Source organism: Candidatus Nitrosocosmicus agrestis (genome assembly GCF_008389435.1).
In the GTDB taxonomy this organism is placed as follows: Archaea; Thermoproteota; Nitrososphaeria; order Nitrososphaerales; family Nitrososphaeraceae; genus Nitrosocosmicus; species Nitrosocosmicus agrestis.
Genome location: NZ_VUYS01000017.1, coordinates 1 through 24331, shown reverse-complemented (window position 1 = coordinate 24331; position 24331 = coordinate 1). Strand labels below are relative to the sequence as shown.

Here is a 24331-nt window from a genome sequence, read left to right as displayed (position 1 = left end):
TTAATCCTCTTTATTTTATCAATTTGTATTTTATTTGATGTTTGTCAAACAAGGTAACTAAGAGTTTAGATTGTTCCTTATTCTCCAACTCTAGACTGAGATATACTCCTGCGGTTCCAGCAGAGATATTAGAACTCAACCTGTCGTGAACAACTTCCACTATATTGATATTTGCTAATGCAATTTCGTCTACTATTCTCTTAAGTGCTCCAGGTTTATCGGTTAATTCAATGAAAATTTTTATCATCCTTCCTGTTTGCATCAAACCTTTTGCCACGACCTGTCCGAGGAGATACATATCTACATTACCCCCTGAGAGAATAGAGACTACATTCTGGTTGTGTGTTATTTTTTTCTTATTAGATATTAAATAAGCTAATGAAGCTGCCCCAGCAGGTTCCGTAACAATTTTTGCACGTTCCATCAATAAAAACATAGTTTTTACAATTGCCAAGTCGTCTACCACTACTATCTCATCAACATATTCTTTGATGATTTTAAACGTAAGTTTTCCAGGGGATTTTACAGAAATTCCATCTGCGATTGTATGGCCTTTTTGTATGTTACATATTCTACCTTTTCTTATTGATTTTTGCATTGAGGGAAATGCATTTGATTCAACACCTATAATTTTTATTTTAGGGTTTAATGATTTAGCAGCAATGGCGGTTCCGGCTATTAGTCCACCACCACCAACTGGAACATATATTTCGTCCACTTTTTTTAAATCCTCTATAATTTCCAAACCAACTGTACCTTGACCGGCAATGACATCAGGGTGGTCAAAAGCAGGAATTAATGTTCTGCCTTCCTTTTCAGATATTTGATGTGCAATAAGAGAAGATTCATCATAATTGTTTCCTTCAAGTATGACTTCTGCGCCATATGATCTTGTTGCAGCAACTTTGGCAGGAGAGGCGTTTTTGGGCATTATTATCTTACAACTTATCTGATTCATTGCCGAAGCATAAGCGACACCCTGTGCATGATTGCCTGCTGATGCAGCAACAATACCGCATTTTCTTGATTCTTTCCCTAATCTTTCGATCATCGTAACGGCACCTCTTACTTTGAAAGAACCTGTTTTCTGATAACACTCCAATTTTAAGTAAATATTTTTTCCACAAAGGTTAGAAAAAGTACTAGATCTAATTAGGTCAATCTTTCTAATACCTGATTTAGGCAATAATTTTTGTGCTTCTTTGATATTATCTAGATTTACTTTGGAAATGTCTATACTCAGTAGAATTTTAAAAGCGTGGTTAATTTAAGTTTAGTTAATATTTGAGGATTAGTGCTTAAAGCCTAGTAAAGGCCTTTAAGTTTTTGACTCAACAAACAGACTTCAGAAAAAAGAATGTAGCAAAAGACCATATTAAAATTACTAAATATTCATTGCCTAATTAATCTAGAAATAGAGATATCTATAACAATTACTATTATTTCTATCTCTATTCCTAGATCGGCATTGCATGCTAGTTAATAGTGACTTAATAACTTGTCTTAGAATATTCAACATACTTTATATAGTATGATCAATACCTATTGTTCCATCAATAAATCATATGTGCAGTAGTCATTGCCTTGGATGTTTTATCATTTAGCCGGATTAAAAAACAGATTCATATCAAAAGTCTAACTGCAATAATCATAAAAGGAACAATATACTTATGGTCAATAAGAAATTTAGTTACGGCCTTACTAGAGATCGTAAGGTGAGTGTTCATGTCGAATTAAGGTAGTGATATCCAATTATTCTAATTGTGGAAATTCGAGGTGTCTCCGAAATCTTTACTATCATCAAATAATGGTGAATTAATTTACATCAATACTTGGTTAGAATTCATTCCTGTAGGAAAAGGTTTCAACCTACATGTATACGCAGCAAAGAAATGCAAAAATAAAATTCTCATTAATTTTGATTGTTCTCAATTTAAGAATTTGATACTAGATATATAACGAATATCTAGACAGTCAATATTAGATTATTAAATAGATCCACAGTTTATTTGAATAAATACATCCCCATACTTGAATGCAAGTAAAAGTGTTTTTTTTCAGTCAGAATCACGCCATTTTTATCAAAGCGTCCACGAATTTGTATTTTGATACCAAATATACATTCAATATCTTAAATAAAATCATTTTGAGGATTATCATTTCTTGATTGAGACGTTTGCAAAAACCAAACTTATTTGTATAGTAACCTTGGATAAGAATTGATATCAACTTCTGGCAATATAAAAATTTATTCTATTTTGAAACATTCAATCTGTAAAATCGTTTCAAATATGGCAAGAATACGGGCATTATCCCTCTATCCCAAGAAACATTGTAGTGATTTTCAGTGGATACTTATTTGTCACAAGTGTATAGGTCTTTAATTGATATTACATGAATAAACGATTTTATTTGAGGAAAAACATTTCTTGCATTAATCATTAGTGTGTTAAATAAATAAATAACGTAATCTGAAAATAAGAATTAAGAAACGGATTGATAATATATTGCATTTTCAGTTTGTCTGGTTAAGTATATTTTGCAGGTGATCAAATTCCATTTTCATTTTGTCTATTATTTCTCTCGGTATTTTGTCAAAATTAATAACTGAAGTTCGATCTTTTGTTTTTTTATTCTTAAACATTTCAAAATCTATATAAAAAACTACCCCCTCCTCCCCTTGCAGCATTTTATTTTGGTCAAGTGTGGCCAAATTCATCTGATAAGCTTCAACTACAAATGAATTCAATTGAGACTTTAATTCAGTAATCGTTTTTTCATTCTTTTCAATAGACGGATAGTTTTTTTCGATGTTTGATGCTTTTTCAATTAAGCTTTGTGTCAACTCATTTTTGGTAAATAATTCTTCAAATAACAGAGAATTATCACTATCCTTATATCCTAATTTTTCTAATTCTTCACGAATTATCTTATTACCTTCAGTAGTAATTTCATTTTTTGTAAGGTAATTAGTCTCTTCCAACTCTCTAATCTTTTTGGAAAGTCTGATAACCTCTTTATTAGCTTGATAATATAATAAAGAATGAAATTGTATGCCCATATAGACATAAAAATAATATTTATCAATTTCTAGGCTGAGTTGAAGATAGATTCTCCTTAGGTCATCAGACTTGGTAGATTGGACACCGACTATTTGCCAATTTCCCGAATGTCGATTCATTTCAACTTCAATTGAAGAAAGGGCTTTAACTATTTTATTAGGGTCAAATGAAACGACTTCAATCACCGAAAAATCGGCCAACATGACTTTAGTCTTAAAGGTATACATAATATTTTTAACGAGCGATTCAAAAGAGCCTTGTAATATATAATTAAACTCATTTATCCAACCAATTTGATCTCTATTCTTTCCCTTTTCTTTTATTGGAAGGCGCACTGGAATACATATAGTTATTCCCTATTTATGTATGAACCAATGATACCTCCAATAGGTTAAAATATCATAATCAAAAAGATATCTCATGCCTACAGCTTATATATTAATTAATTGTATATTGGGCAAAGAAGAGGAAATTATAAAACAAATTTCTCAAATTCAGCAAGTTAAGGAGATTCGCGGCACGTATGGCGTACATGACATGTTCGTTAAAATTCAAACTGATACAGTAGATGAAATGAATAACACTATAACAAATAGCATCAGAAAGATTAACGGAATTACCTCAACTGTAACATTAGTTTCGATTCCTGAACAGGGCGGAAGGGGATAAATTTACTACTTCTTGATATGTAGAAAGATCAAAAAAGTACTTAGTCCAACCAGGACCCAACCTACAGAACCTACTATTACAAATATTTCATAGATTGGAACCAATAATGCTATTCCCGAGATTCCAGCCCCTAGGCACCACAAAAACAAAAGTATCTGAATATCAATGTCAGATATTTTCATTTAACCCCTCATATCCTCGTCATATCCTCTTAAAGTATCTAAAGTCGATCCACATTCATTGCATACGAAAAATTCGATAAATTCAAAATCATCATATCTACGATAAGCAAAGCATTTCTTATGGGTACAAAATATTCTTTTGATGTTCCTGATTATGTTTTATACACCTTATAGTATCAGAGTGCCGCCGGTGAGATTTGAGCTCACGACAGCTCGGTCTTCAGCTTCACCCTGTAGATATCACAGTCGAGTGCTCTTCCAGGCTGAGCTACGACGGCACAATCTAAAAGCATTATATTATATAATATATATTATTGCTTTACTCAAAGCTGGGTTTGAGAATATAGTAAACTTCTGTTGAAATGTTCGATAAGAATTAATCTCAATCCAAATAAATAAATGAGTATATTTAAAAGGGTTAGCTATGACAAATGAGAATGAGTTAGATGGTACGGCTAATGAATCATCATCGTCAGTATTAGAGAGTCCAGAAGAAAAAAGGAAACGCTTTCTTTTGGAATTTGAAAATCCCTTTAAATGTGACAAATGTAGTGAGAGATTTAAGAAAAAGAAGTATCTCAGAGAACATAAAGCTGAAGTCCATGCGTATTGAATAATTTCAACGTTATATTAAACTTGGAATAAGAAAATCTATTTTATCCGTAATTAACCCAAGATGAAGATCTACACTAAAACCGGTGATAAGGGAAAAACTAGTCTTTTTGATGGAACTAGGGTAGATAAGTCCAGCAAAAGAATAGAATCTTATGGACTTGTGGATGAGGTCAACAGTCAGGTTGGAATGCTGATTTCTTTAACAGAAAAAGAAGAAAAACTGCGTGAAATTAAAATGCTACTACTTTCAATTCAGGATCAATTATTTTTACTTGGAAGCGACTTGGCGAATCCCAGTAAAAGCAGAAACGATTTTCCCAGGATAACGTTAGATGAAATAAAAAAGATAGAAAAGAAAATAGATGAATTAGAAGCGAACTTGGACCCATTAAGTTCATTTATACTGCCTGGCGGTACAATTCAGGCATCGCAAAGTCATATAGTGAGAACTATAATACGCAGAGCTGAATTATCGATGGTATATTTGTATCAAAAAGGAGAGATTAGTGAATATGCGTATATTTATATAAATAGACTTTCAGATTTATTCTTTGTGATGGCAAGGTCATTTAACAAAATATTAGGTAAACCAGATATCATTTGGAAGAGTAAGTAAAAAAGGTTTTAATTGAAACAAGGATAAGGCATGTAGAAATTATTCAGCATAGTTTGATTAATTTGAGGTTCTCTTCTTTTCCTAGAATCTATCATGATATCCATTTGAAAAACAATATTAAATTCATAAAAGAGAGGAACATTCAACCTTCCATATAACATGCAATTTTCGTCGGCTGGAACTTCTGTTTCACATGATAAAAAACATCAGCGAAGATATTTTATGAGAATTTGAATCATCCTTGCGAGAAGTGCTTTGACAATATGACAAAGTAATATTTTCAAACAATTTATACAAGAATCCATAATAGTCAAAAAAAATTGTTATAGAGACTAGTTTATTTTTCTGGCATTTTTTGCATTCATCCATTCAAATTTAATGCATAATATCTGTGTTATACATTAATAACGAATTCGATTTTCTAATTGAAACCCCATATCAAACGACCATTTGGTAGCACTAAAGGTTTATGTACGAACCTACTCGAATCTTCAGTCTCAAATATACTAAATTCTTAAATATATTATTTGTGCTGGAAAATAAATTTGAATACTGAGATTATTGAAAGTACTTTGATTACTCTAGTTAAGAATGATAGTAATGTTTTTCATAAAATTGTAAAATATATTTCAAACAGAAATACATGCAGGTCTGAAGAAACTATAGGAAATTTACTAAACTCTATTGTGAATTTTAGAAAAACTAAATGTGGGATTATTTCATTTTCAAAGTCAAATTATAACTTTGATTTTGTAACGTGATAATTGATGTGGCTAAAATCTATAAATTATTGTAATTTTTCAATACAATCAATTGCGCTTATGATTCTATTAATAAGCAATAGCGTTATTCCAGTGCACTTACTTTCCTCAGTAAATGGATTTTCTGAAGACCCATCGCTAATTCAATTACCCATTGAAGTATCATCTCAATCGCTCCTTAACATGGATTCTATGAAAGACTTCACTACGGGACCTGAATCTGAGATAGTTTCCGAAAAGGAAAGCACAATCAAATCTGATCTAGCAGATGAAGAAACTAATGATGTTAATAATATTGTGACCAATTCAGAGATTACTCATGTAAAACATATTGGTGTAGAGAATTCGGAAGAAGACTTTAATTCGAAATCAGAATCTAATGAAGTTGACACAAATGCAAATGATGAAAGTAGAGGAGACTCTACTTATGTTAAGGTCCATCATAAAACCAAGTCTTATGAAGATAAAGATGAACATCATAATGACAATTCAGGCCACAATAATCAGAATAATCAGAATAATCAGAATGGCCCTCGAAACATAAAAGGCCCAGTCAAACTCACATTTGTGGATTCATATTGGACAAATAATGTTGCTCCAGAAACCGTTGTTGCAAGCATTTCGTCCGGGCAGGTAACCGCACAACAAATGCCACCGGTAGCGCGTCAAGAAGTAGGACCAGGTGAAGGGAATTCAGTATTGGCAGTAACTGTCATCAATCAAGGTTTTTCAGATATTTCAGGCGTAAAGGGATATTTTGATTTTCCAAAAGGGTTCAAGGCATTGGTGACTCCTGATAATGTAGACTCAGATACTGCCATATCTTCTTACAATGGAGTTGTAAAAGCTGGACAATCATTTGTGTTGTACTTTCCAGTAAATATCTCTAGTAACACGCAAATAGGTAAGGAATATCATGGGGAGTTAAAAATAAAATATTTTAAACTTACCGAACAGTCTAAAAAGGATTTTCGAACCGCAAATATTGAAGTGCCTTTTAGGTTGACAGGCAAAGTTTTGATCGAAATAAAGGGCGCAGATGTTGGATCAATAGCTCCGAATCTAAATGGTTATGGTGTTAGAAATCCAAACATGGGTTTAGATATACTTAATGCGAAGGCAGGCTCGGCTAATACCTTGAATATTGATATTAACAACGTAGGCAGTGCAGTTGCTACAGGTGTAACCGTGGAAGTTCTAAATAGTAATACCCAAATAACCAACAGCGGCGTTGCTTCAGACAGTCAAGACAATTCTACGATATCATCCAGTAGAACATCCACTCAAGTCCCGTATATCAATCTTGGAAATACGGTTTTTGATATTGGAACTATATCACCCCAGCAACAGTTTAAAATTGATCCTGTGATATTTCCACCAGCATCCTCTGGGAATTCACTCCAGAATATAGATATTCGAGTTTCATATAATGACGCCTACGGAAATAAGAAAACTGTAAACCACTTGATGGGTGTACAAGTAGTCCCAACATCTCCTCAAAATGACTTTTATGTATCACCCGCCAATTCTAATTCTGAAAATGGAAATTACTTTCAGTCAGGTAACGTTCTACAGTCAGGTATAAAAAACCTATTGCAGACTTCAGAACAGTCAAAAATTACCACAGTTGCTAACATCTACCCATATCAGTCTTTCCCTATGAGCACTGTATACACTCCTTTTGATCAAGGAAAATTGATGGCAGGTCTCAAACCAATTAGTACTCAAAGCCCAAATTCAAGTAACAAACAATTAGAAATAGTTGCTGGTAAGGTTCAAAATATAAGCTTCAGCTTAAATAACTTTGAAAATAATAATAATAATAATAATAATTTAATTTCAGACTTGGGTGTAACGATATCGCCTCAATCTCCATCAGTTAAAATAGTGGGCAACTCCGTTTGGAATATCCCCAATTTAAACGATGGACCAAATACTATTACGACAAGTGTATTCGCGGCACCTTCGTTGATAGGAAATCCCATCTTCTTTACGGTCAAAGTTCAGTATTTAAAAAATAACCAAGAAATTAAGACATCCACATTTAGTCTTGGTGCTATTGTAAAAGGTGAAATAAAACCAACCATTAACGATCTGCAAATACGCCCCATAGGAAATACTTATAATCTGGTCGGTAATGTTCTTAATCAAGGGAATTTCATCGCTAAATTCTCAAAGATTAATATAGTTGAAGACGGCACCTCCTTAACTCAGGGTAATCAGCAATCCAAAACATATTTTACGAATCCAGATTCCAGCCTTGGGGAGTATCTGGGAGATTTGCCTGTAAACCAACCGATTCCATTTAGCATACCTCTATCCGAATCTGATATTTTCAAATTCTATAATCTATGGAAAAATAATATAACAAACAGTAACTCAGAATCTGCTCATACAATAATGCTTCCTCTAAGGATAACGTTCACTGATAGTGTACAGGAAACCAAAGAAATAAAAGCTTCATACCCGCTTCTAGTCGACAGTGCGATTTTGAATGGTGGTGAAACCTCCAGTGTTAATAATGGATTCGTTGATTCATATTGGGCGGTGGATGCACCCCTCCAGAGTAATTCTGCTTCAACATCGAGTTCATTTACCAAATCTACAATACAGAAGGCAGTGGCACCAGGAGATGGTAGATCTATACTGGCGGTAGAATTATCAAATAACGGATTCTCTGACATCAATGGAATAACAGGATATTTGAAACTTCCAGGTGGATTTGAGAAAGATAATGGCGCAGTACCAGTCATATCCTCCGGATTGCCACTCCCAGATAATTCCACTGCTATAGCTTCAAATGGGAATCTTATCAAATCGGGGCAAACCTTCACGCTGTATTTCAAAGTTAACGTATTAGAATCAGCGAGGATAGGTGCACATACAGGAGAATTGACCATTTACTACTTCAAGGTACCAGATACCCAGATCGGGACTTACCGAACCCAAGAAATCAAGATTCCATTTTATCTTACTGGTGTTCCTATTTTGGATGCAACTGCTAATATTACTGACTTAGAACCAGGCATAAATAATCCAGTGAAGATTATTATTCATAATAGAGGTACAGCGGCTGCAACTGGATCCATATTGCAGCTATCTGAATCAGATCAAACGGTTGTTGCTGATTCTTCCTCAAGTCAAATTACCGGTAACGATTCTTCTTTCGAAGATTTACAAGAAGATAGTGCGTCTATGCCGCTGATTAACACTGGACAAAGTACGTTTAATTTGAAAACAATTCCCCCAGGTGGATCTGCAGAGTTTGTCGTAAATATCATCCCCTCCATGAATTCTGTAGAAAGTTTACAAAAAGTTATCCTTAGAATCACCTACGTAAATCCGGTTGGAATTTCTAATTCGGTAGACAAAACAATAGGCTTTAGGATACTTCCCAATCCACCCGAAGGTGGCCTAAGTGTATCGCCTAGCAATCCAGCAAACAATACTGATGGTGGCCTAAGTGTATCGGCCAGCAAATTAGGTCAAACTCCATCAGAGAAGTTGATTGAGAATTCTATTTTTGTGTCCGGTGAAAAAGAAAGTGAGATGTTTCCATTGCATTTTGATACCAATGATAGAGACCGAATTACTTTCACAACAATAAATGATCCAAATAAAACGAATCAACCTCCAAGTTCCCCTAAAACTCAACCTTCATCAAGTCTAAATAGCCAAACTGTTTTCATTACCGCAGGTAAGATAGATGATTTTAAATTCAATATCTCTAATAATAACAACAATGAAATCCGTAATGCTGTTGTAACCCTATCAGTTAATTCAGGCTCATTAGAGATCCTTGGAAATTCTAAATGGAACATCGGTACCATTGCCTCTGGGTCCACACTAAGTTTATCAACTAAAATTTTCGCCTCAACTTCTTTGATAAACAACCCAGTCTCATTCAAAGTATCTATAGAATACATAAGTAATGGTCAACTAAAGAATAATTCATTCAATATTGGAGCTAACGTTGTAGGTGATATTGACGTTAGTGTAAATGATGTTTCAGTAGACAATATTGGCGGTGTATTAAACGCCGTGGGTAGTCTATTAAACAAAGGAAATACAGGAGGGTTATTCACCACTGTAGAATTGATAACTGATAAAATTAGATTGGATAAGGAAATAGACAAGTTGGCTCAAAAAGGCGAAAACATAACTGGTTTACGGATAGTAAGTCCTCAATCCACTACTCCCCAATATCTGGGCGACTTGGAAGAAGATTCCCCGTTACCTTTCAACATTCCCCTATCAACTAGTAATAAATCAGCATCTGGAAACTATTTGGTACCTCTAAAAATTGAATACTACGATGATTTGAGAAATCTTTATACCGTCTATTCAAGCAGTATAGTTTATATTGATCTCCCAAAGAATAACATAAATGAAAATCAGGGAATAGGTGAATACTTATCTCCATCCAACCCAATCGGCTTGATTATGATTATAGCAGTAATAATAATAGCGTTACTCATTATAAGACGCGTCAGAAAAAAAAGGAATGCAAAACATTTAAAGAATAATAAGAAAATCGGAGAGGGTACAAGTTTTATCGATTTGTTAGATAATGTAAAAAAAGGAGATAATGTAAAAAAAGGAGATGATAAAAACCTCAAAAAATAATTACAATCTTCATATCAACAATACTCATCCTTTTAAAATTCGACGTAATTCAAAAAAAAATCATACTAAAATTATCCATCCAGTCAAAATAATTGTAAATCCAATTACACTTAGGCTTAACACCTTGAGATAAAACTCATAATGGTCTGTTATTGCGCTATTTACTTTGGATCGTTTTAGATACTTATATTTTCTAGAAAGTTTGATCTCAACATAACTCAACCCAAATGGAATGCCAGAGAACAATAAAGATTCAAAGGTGATAGAATTTACGCTCAATACATATCCAGCAAGAAATGGTAAGGCTCCCCATGAGACACTAAACCAAAAGTTGTTATGAAACTTTCCTCCAAATAACTCGAAATTATATGCAAATAAGAAAAAACCTTCTACAATTCCGATAATAATCAACATGGGTGCAAATAATATCGCCAGAAGCATTCCTAAAAAGTATGAGAAACCCAGACCAAAAATGATAATTAACCAAGCTTGTTTTCGTGAAAATATATTACCCCATGGTTTCAGTTTTTTAGATCCTATACTATCAGCAAAATGGGCAGAAACGCCCAGGGAGACAAAATATACTAGTATTATTCCAATTAATTTTTCAATACTAAGCGAACCAGAAAATAAAACCCCCCAAACAACAAAAGAGACGCACATTCCAGTGTAAGGCAGGAATAACATTCCACAAATAATGCGAAATTTGATTGGTCCAAATTTTGGGACAAACCATTCGTTTAGTCGCGTATCATCATTCATGGTTTTATTGCGGTAATAATGGCAGAAGTTTGAAATGTTAAATATCTTTTGTGTATTTGACTAAACTTTAACTTTTCGAGTTCTTCGAATACATTCAAATCCCATTGGCTACTCCTTATCAGTACATCAAGTTCATCAAATACATATTTCCATCTTTTATCTTTGCGCCATAATAAGCTAATAATTTTGAAATACCCTTCCCAAGCTACTTTATAAAGGCGGTACTTTGGAAATGTAAAGTCATGTAATATTATCATTCCCCCACTTTTAAGTAATCTGAAACATTCATTGATGAGAATATCTAGAGTTGTGTATTTAGGTAAATATGAAGTTATAATATAGTCAAACATGGTGCTACGAAATGGGATAAGCTCAGCTGTAGAGTTAACAACTGGGATCTTAATCCCTTTTTGCTTTAGCACTTTTAAATAAGAAAATGTATAGTCTAGGCCCAATACCGTATTTCCCGCCTGCGAAAGAATTGCAGATAGAATTCCAGTTCCACATGCAAGCTCTAAAACTATTGAATCAGATTCCACGTTTTCTAAAATTTTTTTTTTCCATCGCGAATCCATTCCAAATGTGGCATAATGAACCAAATGATCATAATTCTCAGAATTGTCTTTACTAAAAAATGCACTTGCGTATTCCAGGCCAGCCTTTTGTTTCACAGCATAGGTTGAGACTATTGATTTTTATCTATGTTGGTTTTTTGTCATCATTTTAGTCACAAGAATTAAATTAATACTTTACACAGAATTTTAATGTGACTCAGATAACTAATGTTATTTTTATATTATTAATTACAATTTTTATGTCAATTATTGCAACAATTTTAACGGTAGGCATTGATAGGTTCACAGATATAGAAAGTTTTGTAAAAAGCATTCCCCATATTTTGTTATTTACTTTTTTGAATTTTTAGGGTGACAATTGACATTGGACAATGACATTCAAACAAAAATTAGAGAATTAGAAGATATTACTGCACCATTTTATAAACTCAAGGAAATAGTCCGGAAAGGTTGGGTTAATAAACTTAAATTAAAAAATCCTGAGACGGTTGCTTCTCACACCTTACTAATGATAGTTCTTGTTCTTTATTTTACCTCGAATCGTCCTTACTCGGATAAAAAAAAACTACGATTAATTGAGATGATTCTAGTACATGATTTAGCCGAGTCAGTCGTCGGCGATATAACTCCAGATTCAAAAAGATACCCTGGCAAAAAGACTTTGGAGAACAGGACATTTAAAGATATTATGGAAAGGCTACCATCTTCCAAATTCAAAAATATCTTAAATACAAGTTGGAATCAATTCAATACCATTTCTTCTATAGACGCCCAGTATGTTCATGTCATTGATAAATTGGAAATGATACTTCAGGGAAATTATTATCAAAATAATAGAAAAAATGTTACATCTAAACAATTGCAAGCATTTAAGAATTCAGGTGCATTGTTAACTAATGAAAATCTCAACTTATTTGAGAGGTCAAAATCCAAAAACTCTAAAGTCATTGAATCTGATCTCAGCGAAATTAAAGAAATATTAGCCTATTTATGTAGACAATAATATGCAATACTTTGTCGCACTAAAAATAGGTGAAAAAAGGGTCAAGGAAGCTCAAGATCTTTTATCAACTTTCATCGATGATAAAACTCCTTCTATGCCAGCTTTAGCACTGAAAGACAATAAGAGCAATAGTTGGGAGCCGGTAGGAGAGGAAAACTTTTATGCAATCGTGCATGAAAGTCAAGGTTACCTAGTAGCAATCTGTGATAAAAATGGTATTGCAAAGGCAATTGCTAACTGGTTTTCAGAAGATAAGAAAGAAAACATTAAAAATAAAATTCTTGAAAGTGGAAGATTAAAAGAATATTTCGGCAAAGTATCTTTACCTGTTTGATATGGTTATAATACTAACTTCCAATAAATGGTCAACTTGGGATTGATTCAAAGTGGAACAATACGAACAAGAAATTGAAGTAAAGGGTCATTTAGTCGACTCATCAATACTAACACGGATTTTTGACAAAGTTATGGACCTTAAGGGCGACTTTGCTGTTGAAGAATTCATCATTGGTAAGCGAAAAGAAGATTATAGTTATGCTAGGCTGACGATTCGAGGGAATTCAGAGAGCCATCTTCATAATATACTGGAAAATCTTTATCGTGAGGGTGCTACAAGTATCTCTACTAGCAACTTTAATTGTGAAAAAGCACCAAAAGATATGGTATTGCCAGATGATTTTTACAGTACTACCAATAATGCAACCCAATTATACTACAATAATCAGTGGATTTCGGTGGATAGAATGATGATGGATAAATGCATTGTCTTCGATCCCATTAACAATAGAGCTGAATGCAAGACCAACAGGGAGGTAAAGAAGGGAGATTTAATTGTTACAGGTGAGAAAGGAATTAGAATTGTCCCTCAGGAAAGACCAAGGGAGGGAATAGACATATTTCAGTTTATGAGTAGTTCGAGTTCAAGTGAGAGACCATCACAACAGATAGCAAAAAAAGTAGCAGTAGATATATTCAAGACCAAGAAATCAGGTGGGAAAATCGTTGTGGTTGCAGGACCAGTAGTGGTCCACTCAGGGGCATCTGAGATATTATCTAGTTTAATAAGACTGGGATTTGTCGATGGTGTATTGGCTGGCAATGCTTTGGCCGTCCATGATATAGAAAATGCTTTGTTGGGTACATCCCTTGGAATGTATGTTGACGATGGAACACTTGCAGTGAGAGGGCATAGAAATCACATGTCCATCGTTAATGAAGTGTTTAAAGCAGGCTCTATTAAGAACATGGTAAAATCGGGAGTACTAAAAAAAGGCATTATGTATGAGTGTATTCAAAATGATGTTCCATTCGTCCTATGTGGTTCTATCCGAGATGATGGTCCAATTCCGGATGTAGTTACAGATATTGTTGAAGCTCAACGCCTTTACAAGTCTGTACTGAATAATGCCAGTTTGGTTGTAATGTTGTCAACAATGCTTCATTCAATAGCTGTAGGCAATATGCTGCCATCATCTGTGAAAGTTATTGCAGTAGATATTAATCAGCCCGTGGTAACCAAATTATTAGATAGAGGCACTACTCAAGCTATAGGAGTGGTAACTGACATAGGCTCCTTTTTGCCTATAGTAATGAAGAATCTAAAATCACTTATTGAAGGAAAAAAAGATCTCAATTCTGATGTTTCGTGAATCAAAAGGCGATTGAGAAATTTTAGTCAAATTAGGTTAAAATTAAAATATTGCATCTAAAACTGATCATTTTTCATTACCTCATAGTCAATAAATTTTATTAGTTTTGGATCATTTATCTTGGTAATCTCATTACAGGCCACGCATCTAAAGTATACCAATGAAATTCGGATCCTTGGTCTTTTTTTTGATTCCAGATGCTTTACAATCCAATCTTTCTGTGACTTTAGTCTGCAGTGTGGACAAACAATGCAAGTAGATACTTCATCTATATCATTTGATATCGACATTGCTGTAGCTAGATGTTGATCATCAAGGTATTTATTCATGATTATTTTTTCAACATTTCGTTTATATAGGGACAGTTCTTGCGCCATGGCTCACTTAAAAACTTGAGTCGATAAAAAAATAAAAAACCTCGAAAACAATACAGGTGCGAAAGATGAATGATTACATATAAAAAATTTTAATACCCAAGTAGCCGAATAGACAGAGCTAAGACAACTATATTAGTAAACAATAATTTACCTCACTTAATTCTTCTTAGAGCTGAGAACATCTTGAATAAGCTTTATGGCTAACTGAGGATTCGTCCTACCTCTTGTCTTTTTCATTATCAAACCCAAAATGAAATTAACAACATTAGGATTTGTTTTTGATTGGTCAATCAAAGTGGGTTGAATCTCTAAAGTCTCGGTTATCAAAGAGAGAATCTCCTCAGAATCAGAGATTTTTTCAACATTCATGCTTTTTACAATATAGTAAGGATCTTCTCCGGATTGAAAACTCTTGGCAAAAATTTCTCTTGCCATATTTCTATTCAATCCTTTTTCTGAAACGAGTTTTGCCATATTGGCGATCATGGCAGGAGACATCTTGGCTGCCAAGTCAATTACAACACCTTTGCTAGCATCGGACTTTTCCATCTCATTAATCTTTGAGAGTAGTTCGTTTACTATCCAATTTGATATTTCTATTGGAGAATTATAATGTTTCAAGGACTCTTCAAAGTAATCACTTATCTTCTTGCTGTTTGCCAGAATATTTGCGGTATGAGTACTCAATCCCATTTGTTCTTTATATCTCTGTAATCTTTCATTAGGCAACTCATGCATCTGAGACCTAATAGATGAAACGAAAGATTGGCCACCTAATAATATTACTGGGATATCCGGTTCAGGAAAATAACGATATTCCTCTTCTTCTTCTTTCGATCTGGAAGAAATTGTTATTTTTCTTTTTTCATCCCAGTGCCTAGTTTCGGCTTGTACTTCCATATCATGCATTATCATCGTTCTCTGACGGGTAACTTCGTAGTTGATAGATTTTTCAACGTCTTTAAATGAGCTGATATTTTTAATTTCAACTTTTTTTCCACCTCTCAAAGAGACATTCACATCACATCGTATCGACCCCTCCAGACTAGGATCACACACTCCGAGATATTCAAAAATATTTATCAAATCATTTAAAAAGATCCTAACGTCATGTGAGCTAGAAAAGTCAGGTTCTGTTACAATTTCTATAAGCGCCACGCCTGCTCTGTTATAATCTATAAGGGAGTAAGTATTGGCAGAAGTCTTTTCATCTTCGTATACAATCTTACCAGGGTCTTCTTCTAACTGAATTCTGGATATCCTAATTTGAGACTTAGACGGCTTTGAATTTGCCATCTGGGTAAACGCACCCGAATCATCATCAATACTAAAATGTCCCTCATATCCGATACTACTAATCTCGTACGAGTTGTACTGTGTGATTTGAAAATTCTTCGGCAAGTCAGGATAAAAATAGTTTTTTCTGTAAAACGAAATCTTTTCTGGAATTTTACAATTCAAAGCAATACATACCATAGAGGCAAAATCAACTGCCCTTTTATTCAACAATGGCAAAGTTCCGGGTAAACCCAAGCAAATTGGGCATGTATTATCATTTGGCAAAGAATTACGATAATTTGACAGACAATTACAGAATAACTTGGTATTGAGATTAGTAAGCTGACAATGTATCTCGAGTCCTATTTTTAAATTCTCTTTGAACATTTCCTTTCTATTCATATAGTTGGTGTCCGCTCCGTAAATTTACTCTCATCTTCAAATAAGACGGCTAAATCGAATAGCTTTTGTTCTTCAAATGAATTGGCCATGATTTGAATTCCTATAGGTAAACCCGTATCTGAAAATCCTGCCGGCAGTGTGATGGCAGGTAATCCTGTTAAATTGGCTAATATTGTAAATAAATCAAAATTATACAATTGTACGGGATTTGATATTTTTTCCCCTAACTTAATGGGCAAAATTGGCATGGTAGGAAGGATGAGTACGTCATATTTTTTAAACAATCTCTCGAATTCAGTGCGCAACATATTTCGAAAGGCCTGGGCTTTGGCATAATATTTTCCAAAATAACCTGCAGACAAAACGAAAGATCCCAAGAGTATTCTTCTCTTAACCTCATCACCAAATAATGACCTTGACTTTTCATAATAACGATTCCACTCAAATCCCTCAGGATTAGAAGGATATCCGTATCTTACATTGTCAAATCTAGACAAATTACTGCTTGCTTCAGCGGTTGCGATTATATAATAAGCGGCCACAGCAAACTCCTTTAATCTTAGGTCTATATTTTCCAGAACAAACTGATGCCTTTCAAATACCTTTATCATTTCCATTAATTTGGACTGAACTTGAATGTCCGAATTTTCAGTTAAATTTGAAAAAATTCCAATCTGGTATCCTTTTGAGGTGATCTGATCTAATGAATTAATTACACTTTTTTTATGTGAACAGGCTGTGGTATTATCAAAAGCGTCAGTACCCTCAATTGTATTAAACAGAAGGGCCAGATCGGTTATATTTCTAGCAACTGGCCCTATCTGTTCTAACGAATTAGAGTATGAAATCAAACCACTTCGACTTACCCTACCATAACTAGGCTTTAAACCAACCACGGAGCAAAAACTCGAGGGACATCTTATTGACCCACCCGTATCTGAACCCAATGCTAGCGGAACCTGCAAGGATGAAACGGCTGCGGCACTTCCGCCAGAAGATCCTCCCGCGACGTATTCGCTATTCCAAGGATTCTTGACAGGGCCAAATGATGAGTATTCTGATGTATTGCCCATGCCAAATTCATCCATATTAGTTTTGCCCATTACAATACCATCCTGAAATTCAATATTAGTAACTACAGTTGCATTGTAAGGGGATTCATAATCTCTCAACATTTGTGAGGCACAAGTGTTACGCAATCCTTTGACGCTAATGTTATCTTTTATCCCTATAGGAATTCCAGCAAGCATACCTACACTCTCACCAGATTGAATTTTTTTGTCTACAATTTTTGCTTGTTTAATTGCGTTTTCAAAATTTGTAGATATAAATGAATTAATTTTATAATCAATATCTTTTATCCTTTGAATTAAAACAGAAACATACTCTACTGCCTTCAAATCGTTTCCTTTTATTTTACCGATTACAACATGAGCAGGCAATTCTAGCAAGTTTGTCAAATCTTAAATCCTTGGTCCGAGAACAAACCCATTTCGAGTATTCAATAATTTTAATTTAGCCACTGAATCAGTGACAGAAAAACTTCGACGAGGGACATCACCTCTCAAGGAATCAAGGGATTTTTCTATTCTCAACCCACCATAACTGTCCGTGTCATCAGCACTACTTATGTCTAACTCATCAAGCTTGTGAAACAAGGACATAACCTCTCGAATCTTATTAGAGGTTTCTAATATCATTTCATCCGGAATCTCCAATTTTGAAAGTTCACATAATTTTTTCACTTCAATTTCATTGGACATTTACTAGCATGGGAACATACTTTACAATATATTTACTTTATGGGGCAAGCCGGTCTATATCTCTAGGGTAAAAAGTTGCGTCTCGAATATTTTCTAACTTCAGCAACGCCATGATTAATCTCTCCAAACCAAGACCGAAACCAGCATGAGGAGGTACTGCATAATCAAATATCCTCAGATGATAATCAAATGCTTCAAGGTTCAGACCTTTATTCTTCATTTGTTCCATTAATTCAACCTTATTATTTATACGAGTGCTTCCAGAAGATAGCTCTAGCGTTCCAAACATCAAATCGAAGGATTCGCTTAAGATACGTTCGTCATTTTCGCCATGAGGTTTTTGATCGGATTTGTCTAATTTAGATTTCACATAAAATGGTTTAGTAGATGCTGGCCAATCAGTTATGAAGTAAAACTCATCGCCAAACATATCCCTTAGAATCTTTGGGGATATGTCATCACCCCATCTGATATATTTATGATTTTCTTGAAGTTTTGAAACCAAATCACTATACGCGAGGCGTGGAAAAGGACCAGATATTTCAGGCAGATCAAGTTCGAGTTCTTTTAAATCGGTTAAATTATGGTGTTTAATTGAATCGACAACATGTTTAATTAGGTTTTCAAGTATATCCATCGCATCATCATAATTAACGTATGCTTTTTCAGCATCAACTGAAATGGCTTCGGATAAATGCCGATTAGTCCTAGATGGTTCTGCCCTAAATATCGGGGCTATTTCATATACACTTTCAAAGGCCATAGTGAGTTGTTCTTTGTACAACTGCGGGCTCTGGGCCAGGAATGCTTCGCGGTCATAGTAGAATATGGGAAAGAGTGCAGCACCGCCTTCCGTTGCAGTTGCAATCATTTTGGGAGTATTAACTTCGACAAAATGATTTTGATCAAAGTAATTTCTAATGGATTTAAGAATATTTCTTCTTATTCTAAAGATAATTTGCAGATAATCTCTTCTCAAGTCAATAGCTCGAAGGTCTAATCTTGTATCAATCCCAATAGATGAAACGGCTTGTGTCAAAAACGGCGCAGGTTTATTGGATATAGACAAAATTTTGATTTCCTTTGGAATAATTTCAAAAGATCCATTCTCATTTTTTTGTTCTACCACAATGCCCTTGACTGCAATAGAAGAGTGCTCCTTTAAATTTCTCAATGAATCAAATAATTCTTTAGGAAGTTCTTTTTTCTTGACAACCAATTGAATGTCACCGTATCGATCCCTGAGTAATGCAAATAATACGTTTCCATGATCTCGCTTGGATGAAATCCATCCTATCACTATCACTTCAGAATTAACAACAGAATGAGAAATCTCAGATGAATAATGAGTTCTCCTCCAGTCCCCAAGAGTATCTTCGACAATCAGTTTTTCATCCATGATTATATAGTAGAATGAAATTTCTGTATGAATATATCTTTTACCACGGATAAATGGATTAGAACATTTTATGAATTTTACCAAAGGTTTCCTGATAGGCAAAAAATTTTGTCAATAATATAATAATTGATTCTATGCGTTATAATGTGTCCACATTCTATCTCACAATATATACTATAAATCCATTACCCTCGTTTAGACTTTACAAATGTCAAATGTTTTCAGGAGTAACAGGCTTAGGGGCAGGTGTCGGCTGGCTCTTGCTCTAGTCTTTTTTATTAAGGGTGAAAGTTGAATTTCTTTGGGCTATAAAATTGAATCCAACCCATTATTACATTTTGGTTATGATATGAGTTATTCAAGTTACAATCCTATAAATATCTCAACAGGTGTCCCCTAAAATAACTAGCTACGCATACAATTGTAAATATAATGAGTTCTCTTAACTCCTATTTTATCATCTTGTTTCAATGACTTGTTATATAAATAATTTTGATAGTGTTATAAATTTAAGAGATAATTGTAACATGCAGTTAGGCGCTTTAAAGCTATTAAAATCAAAAAAATAGCATTCATGAACCTATTTTTTGGACGGTCATCTTGTAACTCGAGTCTAAAACGATGTTGGATATTACCATGATGTGGAAAAGGCAAATCAAGGAATGACCCATTTTGTCACAATATGATTCTAAAACCCTCAGGGTAGTTATAGTCTCTGAACTTTCTAATCAAGAACTGCAAATAAAGATGCCCTAGTAGGTATTTCAATAAAATAAATAATCCGTAAAAAACAACTTCAATTACTATCAGAAAAATAAACTGATGAATATTACATAAACCTAAACCACAATCCTCAAAATTGAAAGTTAATATGCGTGTATTTTGGGCTCTGTTAACTTAAGCCATTATATCCTTATTGTGTTTACATACAAATAGATTCAACCAATTTATCACATGATTTAGTTTACAGTTTGCTTTTCGACATGGAAAGTAATCATCGAAACTTTCAGTTCGATCTTTGATATATTGCATAGTTCTTTCAATCAAGCTTTTCTCTAAAGGAGAATGAAGATGATGTCTTATCTTTAGGAACCTACAAGCCTGAGGGTACCATGTTCCACCATCTGTTGATACTGGATGCTTTCCATGAATTTTGACTAGACCTGATAAGAATCTCTCAGCAACGAACATGTTTCTTTCCTTGGAGATGGATAGTGCGAGAATTTGCCTGTTCTCAGGCTCTATTGCTACCCAGAGCCAGATGTATTCTGAACCAACCTTTAAAATAGTTTCATCTACTATGTACTCTGAAATTTTCTTCCTCTTTGATGATATCCTTTGATGATTATGTTTCTGAATCCAATTCCAGATGGCTACATGACTTCTCCTGACTTTGTGTAGAAAGAACATTGCTTTGGCAACGCCTCTGGTTGACAGACCAAGAAAGTACAAATACAAAGCATGGTCAATATCTAAAGAAGGAGTTCTGTTTCTTTTGCTTAACATAACAGAAATAGAGCATCTTCAAGCTAAATCATTTTCTTAAGTTAACAGAGCCGTATTTTGAAATTGTATGTATATACAGTTAAGAAGTATTAGAAATGAGGAGACCGCTTATATGAATAAGCAAAGGAGCAGGCATCAATAGGCGTCTCGTAACCCCTCGCGCTTTTGCATCAAAACTGACTGGGTTAGATATAATGACTGATGATCATGGTGTTAATGGAGCTAAACTAACACCAATAAATTACCCAATAGTGATGGTAGGGACTATTTTTGATGCTTATGGCGCAAGTGTAGCCTGCTGTTTAATCATACACAAACGCGGTTATCTCCTCATGTTGTCATATTGCAGTTGACATCGTGTTGTTTTTATTTTGGCAGGAGTTTCTTTTATAAGAAAATCTAGTATTTATAAATTGATTATCATGCAAGTTTAGGTCCAGCCCTGATTCTTTACGGTATTTTTTTCCGCTATATATCATAAATTGCGTATTTTATGTTATTAAAATCATAAATCATTTTTATGATATGTTAGTATTTTATTTCAGATTTTCTATAGTTAGTTTCAATACCGTCCAGATTTTGCCTTGGAAGAAAATAACCCTGTAGGTATCGTTACGAAGCTTGATGTATTTAAGGTACTTATGTGCAATAAGGATATGATTTCCACTGCTATCTCTAGTAATTTTCCAATACCTCAGAAAGATATAAACGAAGATTTCTCACCCTTTTGGTTTAGCAATTCTTTTTACAAGTAGAGAAGGTAAGTTATGTGTGATAATGTGTGTCTGTGACATTACCAACCAATCAACATACTATTATCAACTTGAAAGAGATTATCAAAACAGCGGTTATAAACAATCGTGATTAAATTTTTATCACGATAATCACTTTTAGTTTACGGTGTAGTTAGTGTATCCTTCAAATTTTTTTAATAAACCATAAACAAAAAAAATGTACAACCATAAAAGGCTATACGGATGTTCTTTCCGAAATTTGGTCCAGCATGGTTCATGTTATTTTATGGTATGATGTTTTAGCCCTATAATGGAATGTTTATTTCCTTTGAATAGGTGAAAAAACTAGAGGGTAAAAGATTACAATTATAAATGAAAAGTAGGAGTTTGATTACATTAATTTATTTAGCATCATCATGAATTGCTGTTTACGTGGCTTATAGCAATGAAACAAATAAAAAGATCAAACCTTGGAGTCACTCGCTTAGTAAAACTAGCCATATACAATAGCAATAGCAATAACAACCTGTTTGATATTTTAATATCTGCTGGAGATTTACCATTCAGTAATATATGCACCGCTTTCAATTCTGATAGGAATCGCAGGATTTATTTTGTTCTGTATCCTCGTAATTTTGAAATGTTTAATGGATCTTCACAATGACTTTAGTTTTTCTAATTTATTGTCATTGTTACCTTTTTTTGGCTGGATTTGTAAATCAAACATATAAAGTAACTCTGGAGGCGATATTGATTTGATTAAAACCAACATTCAAAGTTAATTGCAATTTAGAACCTTTAGACTGTAGAAAAGAGATAAAAGAATGAACAAGATGACAAACAAAACCTTTGATATTATATAATATTGAAGATTCTTTGTACTAGTGCTAACTATATTGCTGTCGTATAATTCTCTGTTTTCTTTTTGCATTTTTTTGAGGTATAATAGTAAATTATGACTGGTTATGTTATGATTGTGAAAAGGATTAGGTAAATAGAATGTACAGAATATATTGTTACAAAAAAAAATCGATGTTGAATATTTTGATTTCTAATTGTAACTCAACCAGACCTGACCTTTTTTTTAGAAATCGAATTAGTATTTAATTTCGCATATATTACTACAGAAAGTAACTACTTTTTTGAAATTTGATAAATCTTTAATATTACATTCGTTTGATCTAATTAAAGTCGTTGTATGTCAATTGATAAAAATTGAACGGATATATGATAATCCAATTGGAAAATCTGGAAATCAAAACGATGGGTTGCGGATTTTAGTAGACAGACTTTGGCCCCGAGGTCTCAGCAAGAATGAGGTAAAAGTAGATCTTTGGATGAAAGACCTCGCACCAAGTACACCCCTAAGAAAATGGTTTAATCATGACGAAAGGAAGTGGGAGCAATTTAAATCGAAATATTTTGAAGAACTAGATAAATGCAATGAATCTATTAATGTAATTTTAACCAAGTTAGAAAAAGGTTCAGTTATTTTGTTATACGGAGCAAAGGACGAAAAATTCAACAATGCCATTGCGTTGAAGGAATATATCGAGAGTTTTAAAAAGTGAATGGTATGAAGTGTAAAATTAGTTAACTTAAGAGATCGGTTTTAAAATAATATACAATATTATTAATTACAATATCAACTAATTGTGTAGGAATTACTACTAGTATTCAAATCGAATATGCTAATTAACGATAACTGCATAGCAATTATTTACAATGAAACACAAAATCTAAAATTTTTAATTCATCATCTTTGATATTCTCAAAAAAATTCAATTACATACACCTTCAGGTATGTAAATGCACAAACTCGCTCAAGTTTTAATAGGGGACAAGATTTAACCTGCAGAAGCATTCATCATAAAGATATAGAAATTCATATAAGCTATCATTTTCATATACATAGCTGAGGTTGATCGGATGTTTCAGCCCATATAACAAGCTATTTTGTCCGATCAACTTCGCTTAGTAATAACAGGGACAGTTTAACTTCTTCATAATTAAGGTTTTTGGTCTTTGATACTATCTCTTTTTTCTAGTCACTTGATCAGTCAAATAATGCATTAATATATCGCATATCACCAGTATTATTGAAAACTGACAATTAAATATTAGCATAATTTGAAATTAAACTGTAGTAGAACTAATAACTGAATTAAAAACCATTCTACCCGCATCATAACCTTTGATATATAAATTACGAACGGCGCTGTTAACTTAAGCGTTGATCATCTCCTTATTATGATAGTTGACAAAAAGATTCAGCCAGTTTCGTACATGCTTTAACTTACAATTGTTCATTTTACATGGAAAGTAATCATCGAAACTTTCTGTTCTGTCCTT

The 24331-nt window shown here is 33.7% G+C and carries 23 protein-coding genes and 1 tRNA gene; 12 read left to right on the top strand and 12 right to left on the bottom strand.

Translation table 11 applies throughout. The features are described 5' to 3' along the window. Positions 1-10: 10 nt before the first annotated feature. Positions 11-1186 carry a threonine ammonia-lyase gene (gene ilvA / locus F1Z66_RS11110; RefSeq protein WP_230207531.1) on the bottom strand — a complete coding sequence of 392 codons (1176 nt, stop codon included), beginning with the start codon at positions 1184-1186 and terminating at the stop codon, positions 11-13. A gap of 590 nt (positions 1187-1776) precedes the next feature. Between ilvA and F1Z66_RS11105 the strand changes: the two genes are divergently transcribed. Beyond that, on the top strand, positions 1777-1959 hold the full coding sequence (locus F1Z66_RS11105) for a hypothetical protein (protein ID WP_149863691.1): 183 nt from the start codon (positions 1777-1779) through the stop codon (positions 1957-1959). Positions 1960-2515: 556 nt separating this feature from the next. Here F1Z66_RS11105 and F1Z66_RS11100 read toward each other — a convergent pair. After that, positions 2516-3397 carry a hypothetical protein gene (locus tag F1Z66_RS11100; protein WP_149863690.1) on the bottom strand — a complete coding sequence of 294 codons (882 nt, stop codon included), beginning with the start codon at positions 3395-3397 and terminating at the stop codon, positions 2516-2518. An 85-nt stretch (positions 3398-3482) separates the two neighbouring features. Here F1Z66_RS11100 and F1Z66_RS11095 point away from each other — a divergent pair, with 85 nt between their 5' ends. After that, positions 3483-3731, top strand: coding sequence for an Lrp/AsnC ligand binding domain-containing protein (locus F1Z66_RS11095; protein WP_149863689.1), 249 nt, complete (start codon positions 3483-3485; stop codon positions 3729-3731). A gap of 5 nt (positions 3732-3736) precedes the next feature. On the opposite strand, the gene F1Z66_RS15600 is transcribed toward F1Z66_RS11095, so the two are convergent. Then, positions 3737-3913, bottom strand: a complete 177-nt coding sequence (locus F1Z66_RS15600) for a hypothetical protein (protein ID WP_154670554.1) — start codon at positions 3911-3913, stop codon at positions 3737-3739. Positions 3914-4095: 182 nt separating this feature from the next. Further along, positions 4096-4191: transfer RNA gene (locus F1Z66_RS11090), tRNA-Phe, on the bottom strand. A 146-nt stretch (positions 4192-4337) separates the two neighbouring features. Between F1Z66_RS11090 and F1Z66_RS11085 the strand changes: the two genes are divergently transcribed. The 4 genes from F1Z66_RS11085 (at position 4338) to F1Z66_RS11070 (ending at position 10531) form a co-directional block, all read left to right on the top strand. After that, positions 4338-4526, top strand: a complete 189-nt coding sequence (locus F1Z66_RS11085; protein WP_149863688.1) for a hypothetical protein — start codon at positions 4338-4340, stop codon at positions 4524-4526. A 63-nt stretch (positions 4527-4589) separates the two neighbouring features. Then, positions 4590-5144: a cob(I)yrinic acid a,c-diamide adenosyltransferase gene (locus F1Z66_RS11080; protein ID WP_149863687.1), complete on the top strand. Its 555-nt coding sequence runs from the start codon at positions 4590-4592 to the stop codon at positions 5142-5144. A gap of 545 nt (positions 5145-5689) precedes the next feature. Next, positions 5690-5905 (top strand): hypothetical protein, encoded by a 216-nt coding sequence (locus F1Z66_RS11075; protein WP_149863686.1) that lies wholly within the window; start codon positions 5690-5692, stop codon positions 5903-5905. 60 nt (positions 5906-5965) lie between these two features. Further along, positions 5966-10531 carry a COG1361 S-layer family protein gene (locus tag F1Z66_RS11070; RefSeq protein ID WP_149863685.1) on the top strand — a complete coding sequence of 1522 codons (4566 nt, stop codon included), beginning with the start codon at positions 5966-5968 and terminating at the stop codon, positions 10529-10531. A 60-nt stretch (positions 10532-10591) separates the two neighbouring features. Here the strand turns inward: F1Z66_RS11070 and F1Z66_RS11065 are convergent, their stop codons facing one another. Together F1Z66_RS11065 and F1Z66_RS11060 are read right to left on the bottom strand one after the other, a co-directional pair. Then, on the bottom strand, positions 10592-11293 hold the full coding sequence (locus tag F1Z66_RS11065; protein ID WP_149863684.1) for a hypothetical protein: 702 nt from the start codon (positions 11291-11293) through the stop codon (positions 10592-10594). After that, the gene (locus F1Z66_RS11060; protein ID WP_149863683.1) at positions 11290-11964 is read right to left on the bottom strand and encodes a class I SAM-dependent methyltransferase; all 675 of its coding nucleotides are present in this window, start codon (positions 11962-11964) and stop codon (positions 11290-11292) included. The genes F1Z66_RS11065 and F1Z66_RS11060 overlap by 4 nt, the downstream gene beginning before the upstream one ends. Before the next feature lie 268 nt (positions 11965-12232). Between F1Z66_RS11060 and F1Z66_RS11055 the strand changes: the two genes are divergently transcribed. Genes F1Z66_RS11055 through F1Z66_RS11045 form a run of 3 tightly spaced genes read left to right on the top strand, consistent with a single transcriptional unit; the run spans position 12233 to position 14520 of the window. Further along, positions 12233-12871: an HD domain-containing protein gene (locus F1Z66_RS11055; protein WP_159357655.1), complete on the top strand. Its 639-nt coding sequence runs from the start codon at positions 12233-12235 to the stop codon at positions 12869-12871. Position 12872: 1 nt separating this feature from the next. Next, a complete protein-coding gene (locus F1Z66_RS11050) occupies positions 12873-13205 on the top strand; it encodes a hypothetical protein (protein WP_149863681.1) in 333 nt (110 codons plus the stop codon). Positions 13206-13257: 52 nt separating this feature from the next. Beyond that, a complete protein-coding gene (locus tag F1Z66_RS11045) occupies positions 13258-14520 on the top strand; it encodes a TIGR00300 family protein (protein WP_149863680.1) in 1263 nt (420 codons plus the stop codon). Between the two features lie 56 nt (positions 14521-14576). Here F1Z66_RS11045 and F1Z66_RS11040 read toward each other — a convergent pair whose 3' ends face one another. The 6 genes from F1Z66_RS11040 to F1Z66_RS11015 all read right to left on the bottom strand — a co-directional run bounded on the left by F1Z66_RS11040 (position 14577) and on the right by F1Z66_RS11015 (position 21245). After that, positions 14577-14897 carry a hypothetical protein gene (locus tag F1Z66_RS11040; RefSeq protein ID WP_149863679.1) on the bottom strand — a complete coding sequence of 107 codons (321 nt, stop codon included), beginning with the start codon at positions 14895-14897 and terminating at the stop codon, positions 14577-14579. A 156-nt stretch (positions 14898-15053) separates the two neighbouring features. After that, entirely contained in the window at positions 15054-16577 is a 1524-nt protein-coding gene (gatB, locus tag F1Z66_RS11035) for an Asp-tRNA(Asn)/Glu-tRNA(Gln) amidotransferase subunit GatB (protein WP_230207530.1), read from the bottom strand. Further along, positions 16574-18037, bottom strand: a complete 1464-nt coding sequence (gene gatA, locus F1Z66_RS11030) for an Asp-tRNA(Asn)/Glu-tRNA(Gln) amidotransferase subunit GatA (RefSeq protein WP_149863678.1) — start codon at positions 18035-18037, stop codon at positions 16574-16576. The genes gatB and gatA overlap by 4 nt, the downstream gene beginning before the upstream one ends. Positions 18038-18040: 3 nt before the next feature. After that, positions 18041-18340, bottom strand: a complete 300-nt coding sequence (locus F1Z66_RS11025) for an Asp-tRNA(Asn)/Glu-tRNA(Gln) amidotransferase subunit GatC (protein ID WP_149863677.1) — start codon at positions 18338-18340, stop codon at positions 18041-18043. 37 nt (positions 18341-18377) lie between these two features. Further along, a complete protein-coding gene (gene aspS / locus F1Z66_RS11020; RefSeq protein ID WP_230207529.1) occupies positions 18378-19739 on the bottom strand; it encodes an aspartate--tRNA(Asn) ligase in 1362 nt (453 codons plus the stop codon). Between the two features lie 897 nt (positions 19740-20636). Next, the gene (locus F1Z66_RS11015) at positions 20637-21245 is read right to left on the bottom strand and encodes a DDE-type integrase/transposase/recombinase (protein WP_149863676.1); all 609 of its coding nucleotides are present in this window, start codon (positions 21243-21245) and stop codon (positions 20637-20639) included. A 194-nt stretch (positions 21246-21439) separates the two neighbouring features. Between F1Z66_RS11015 and F1Z66_RS15595 the strand changes: the two genes are divergently transcribed. From F1Z66_RS15595 to F1Z66_RS11005, 3 genes are all read left to right on the top strand, one after another. Beyond that, positions 21440-21598, top strand: coding sequence for a hypothetical protein (locus F1Z66_RS15595; protein WP_154670553.1), 159 nt, complete (start codon positions 21440-21442; stop codon positions 21596-21598). An 826-nt stretch (positions 21599-22424) separates the two neighbouring features. Further along, entirely contained in the window at positions 22425-22643 is a 219-nt protein-coding gene (locus F1Z66_RS11010) for a hypothetical protein (RefSeq protein WP_149863675.1), read from the top strand. A gap of 541 nt (positions 22644-23184) precedes the next feature. Further along, a complete protein-coding gene (locus F1Z66_RS11005; RefSeq protein WP_149863674.1) occupies positions 23185-23550 on the top strand; it encodes a DUF488 domain-containing protein in 366 nt (121 codons plus the stop codon). Positions 23551-24331 lie beyond the last annotated feature (781 nt).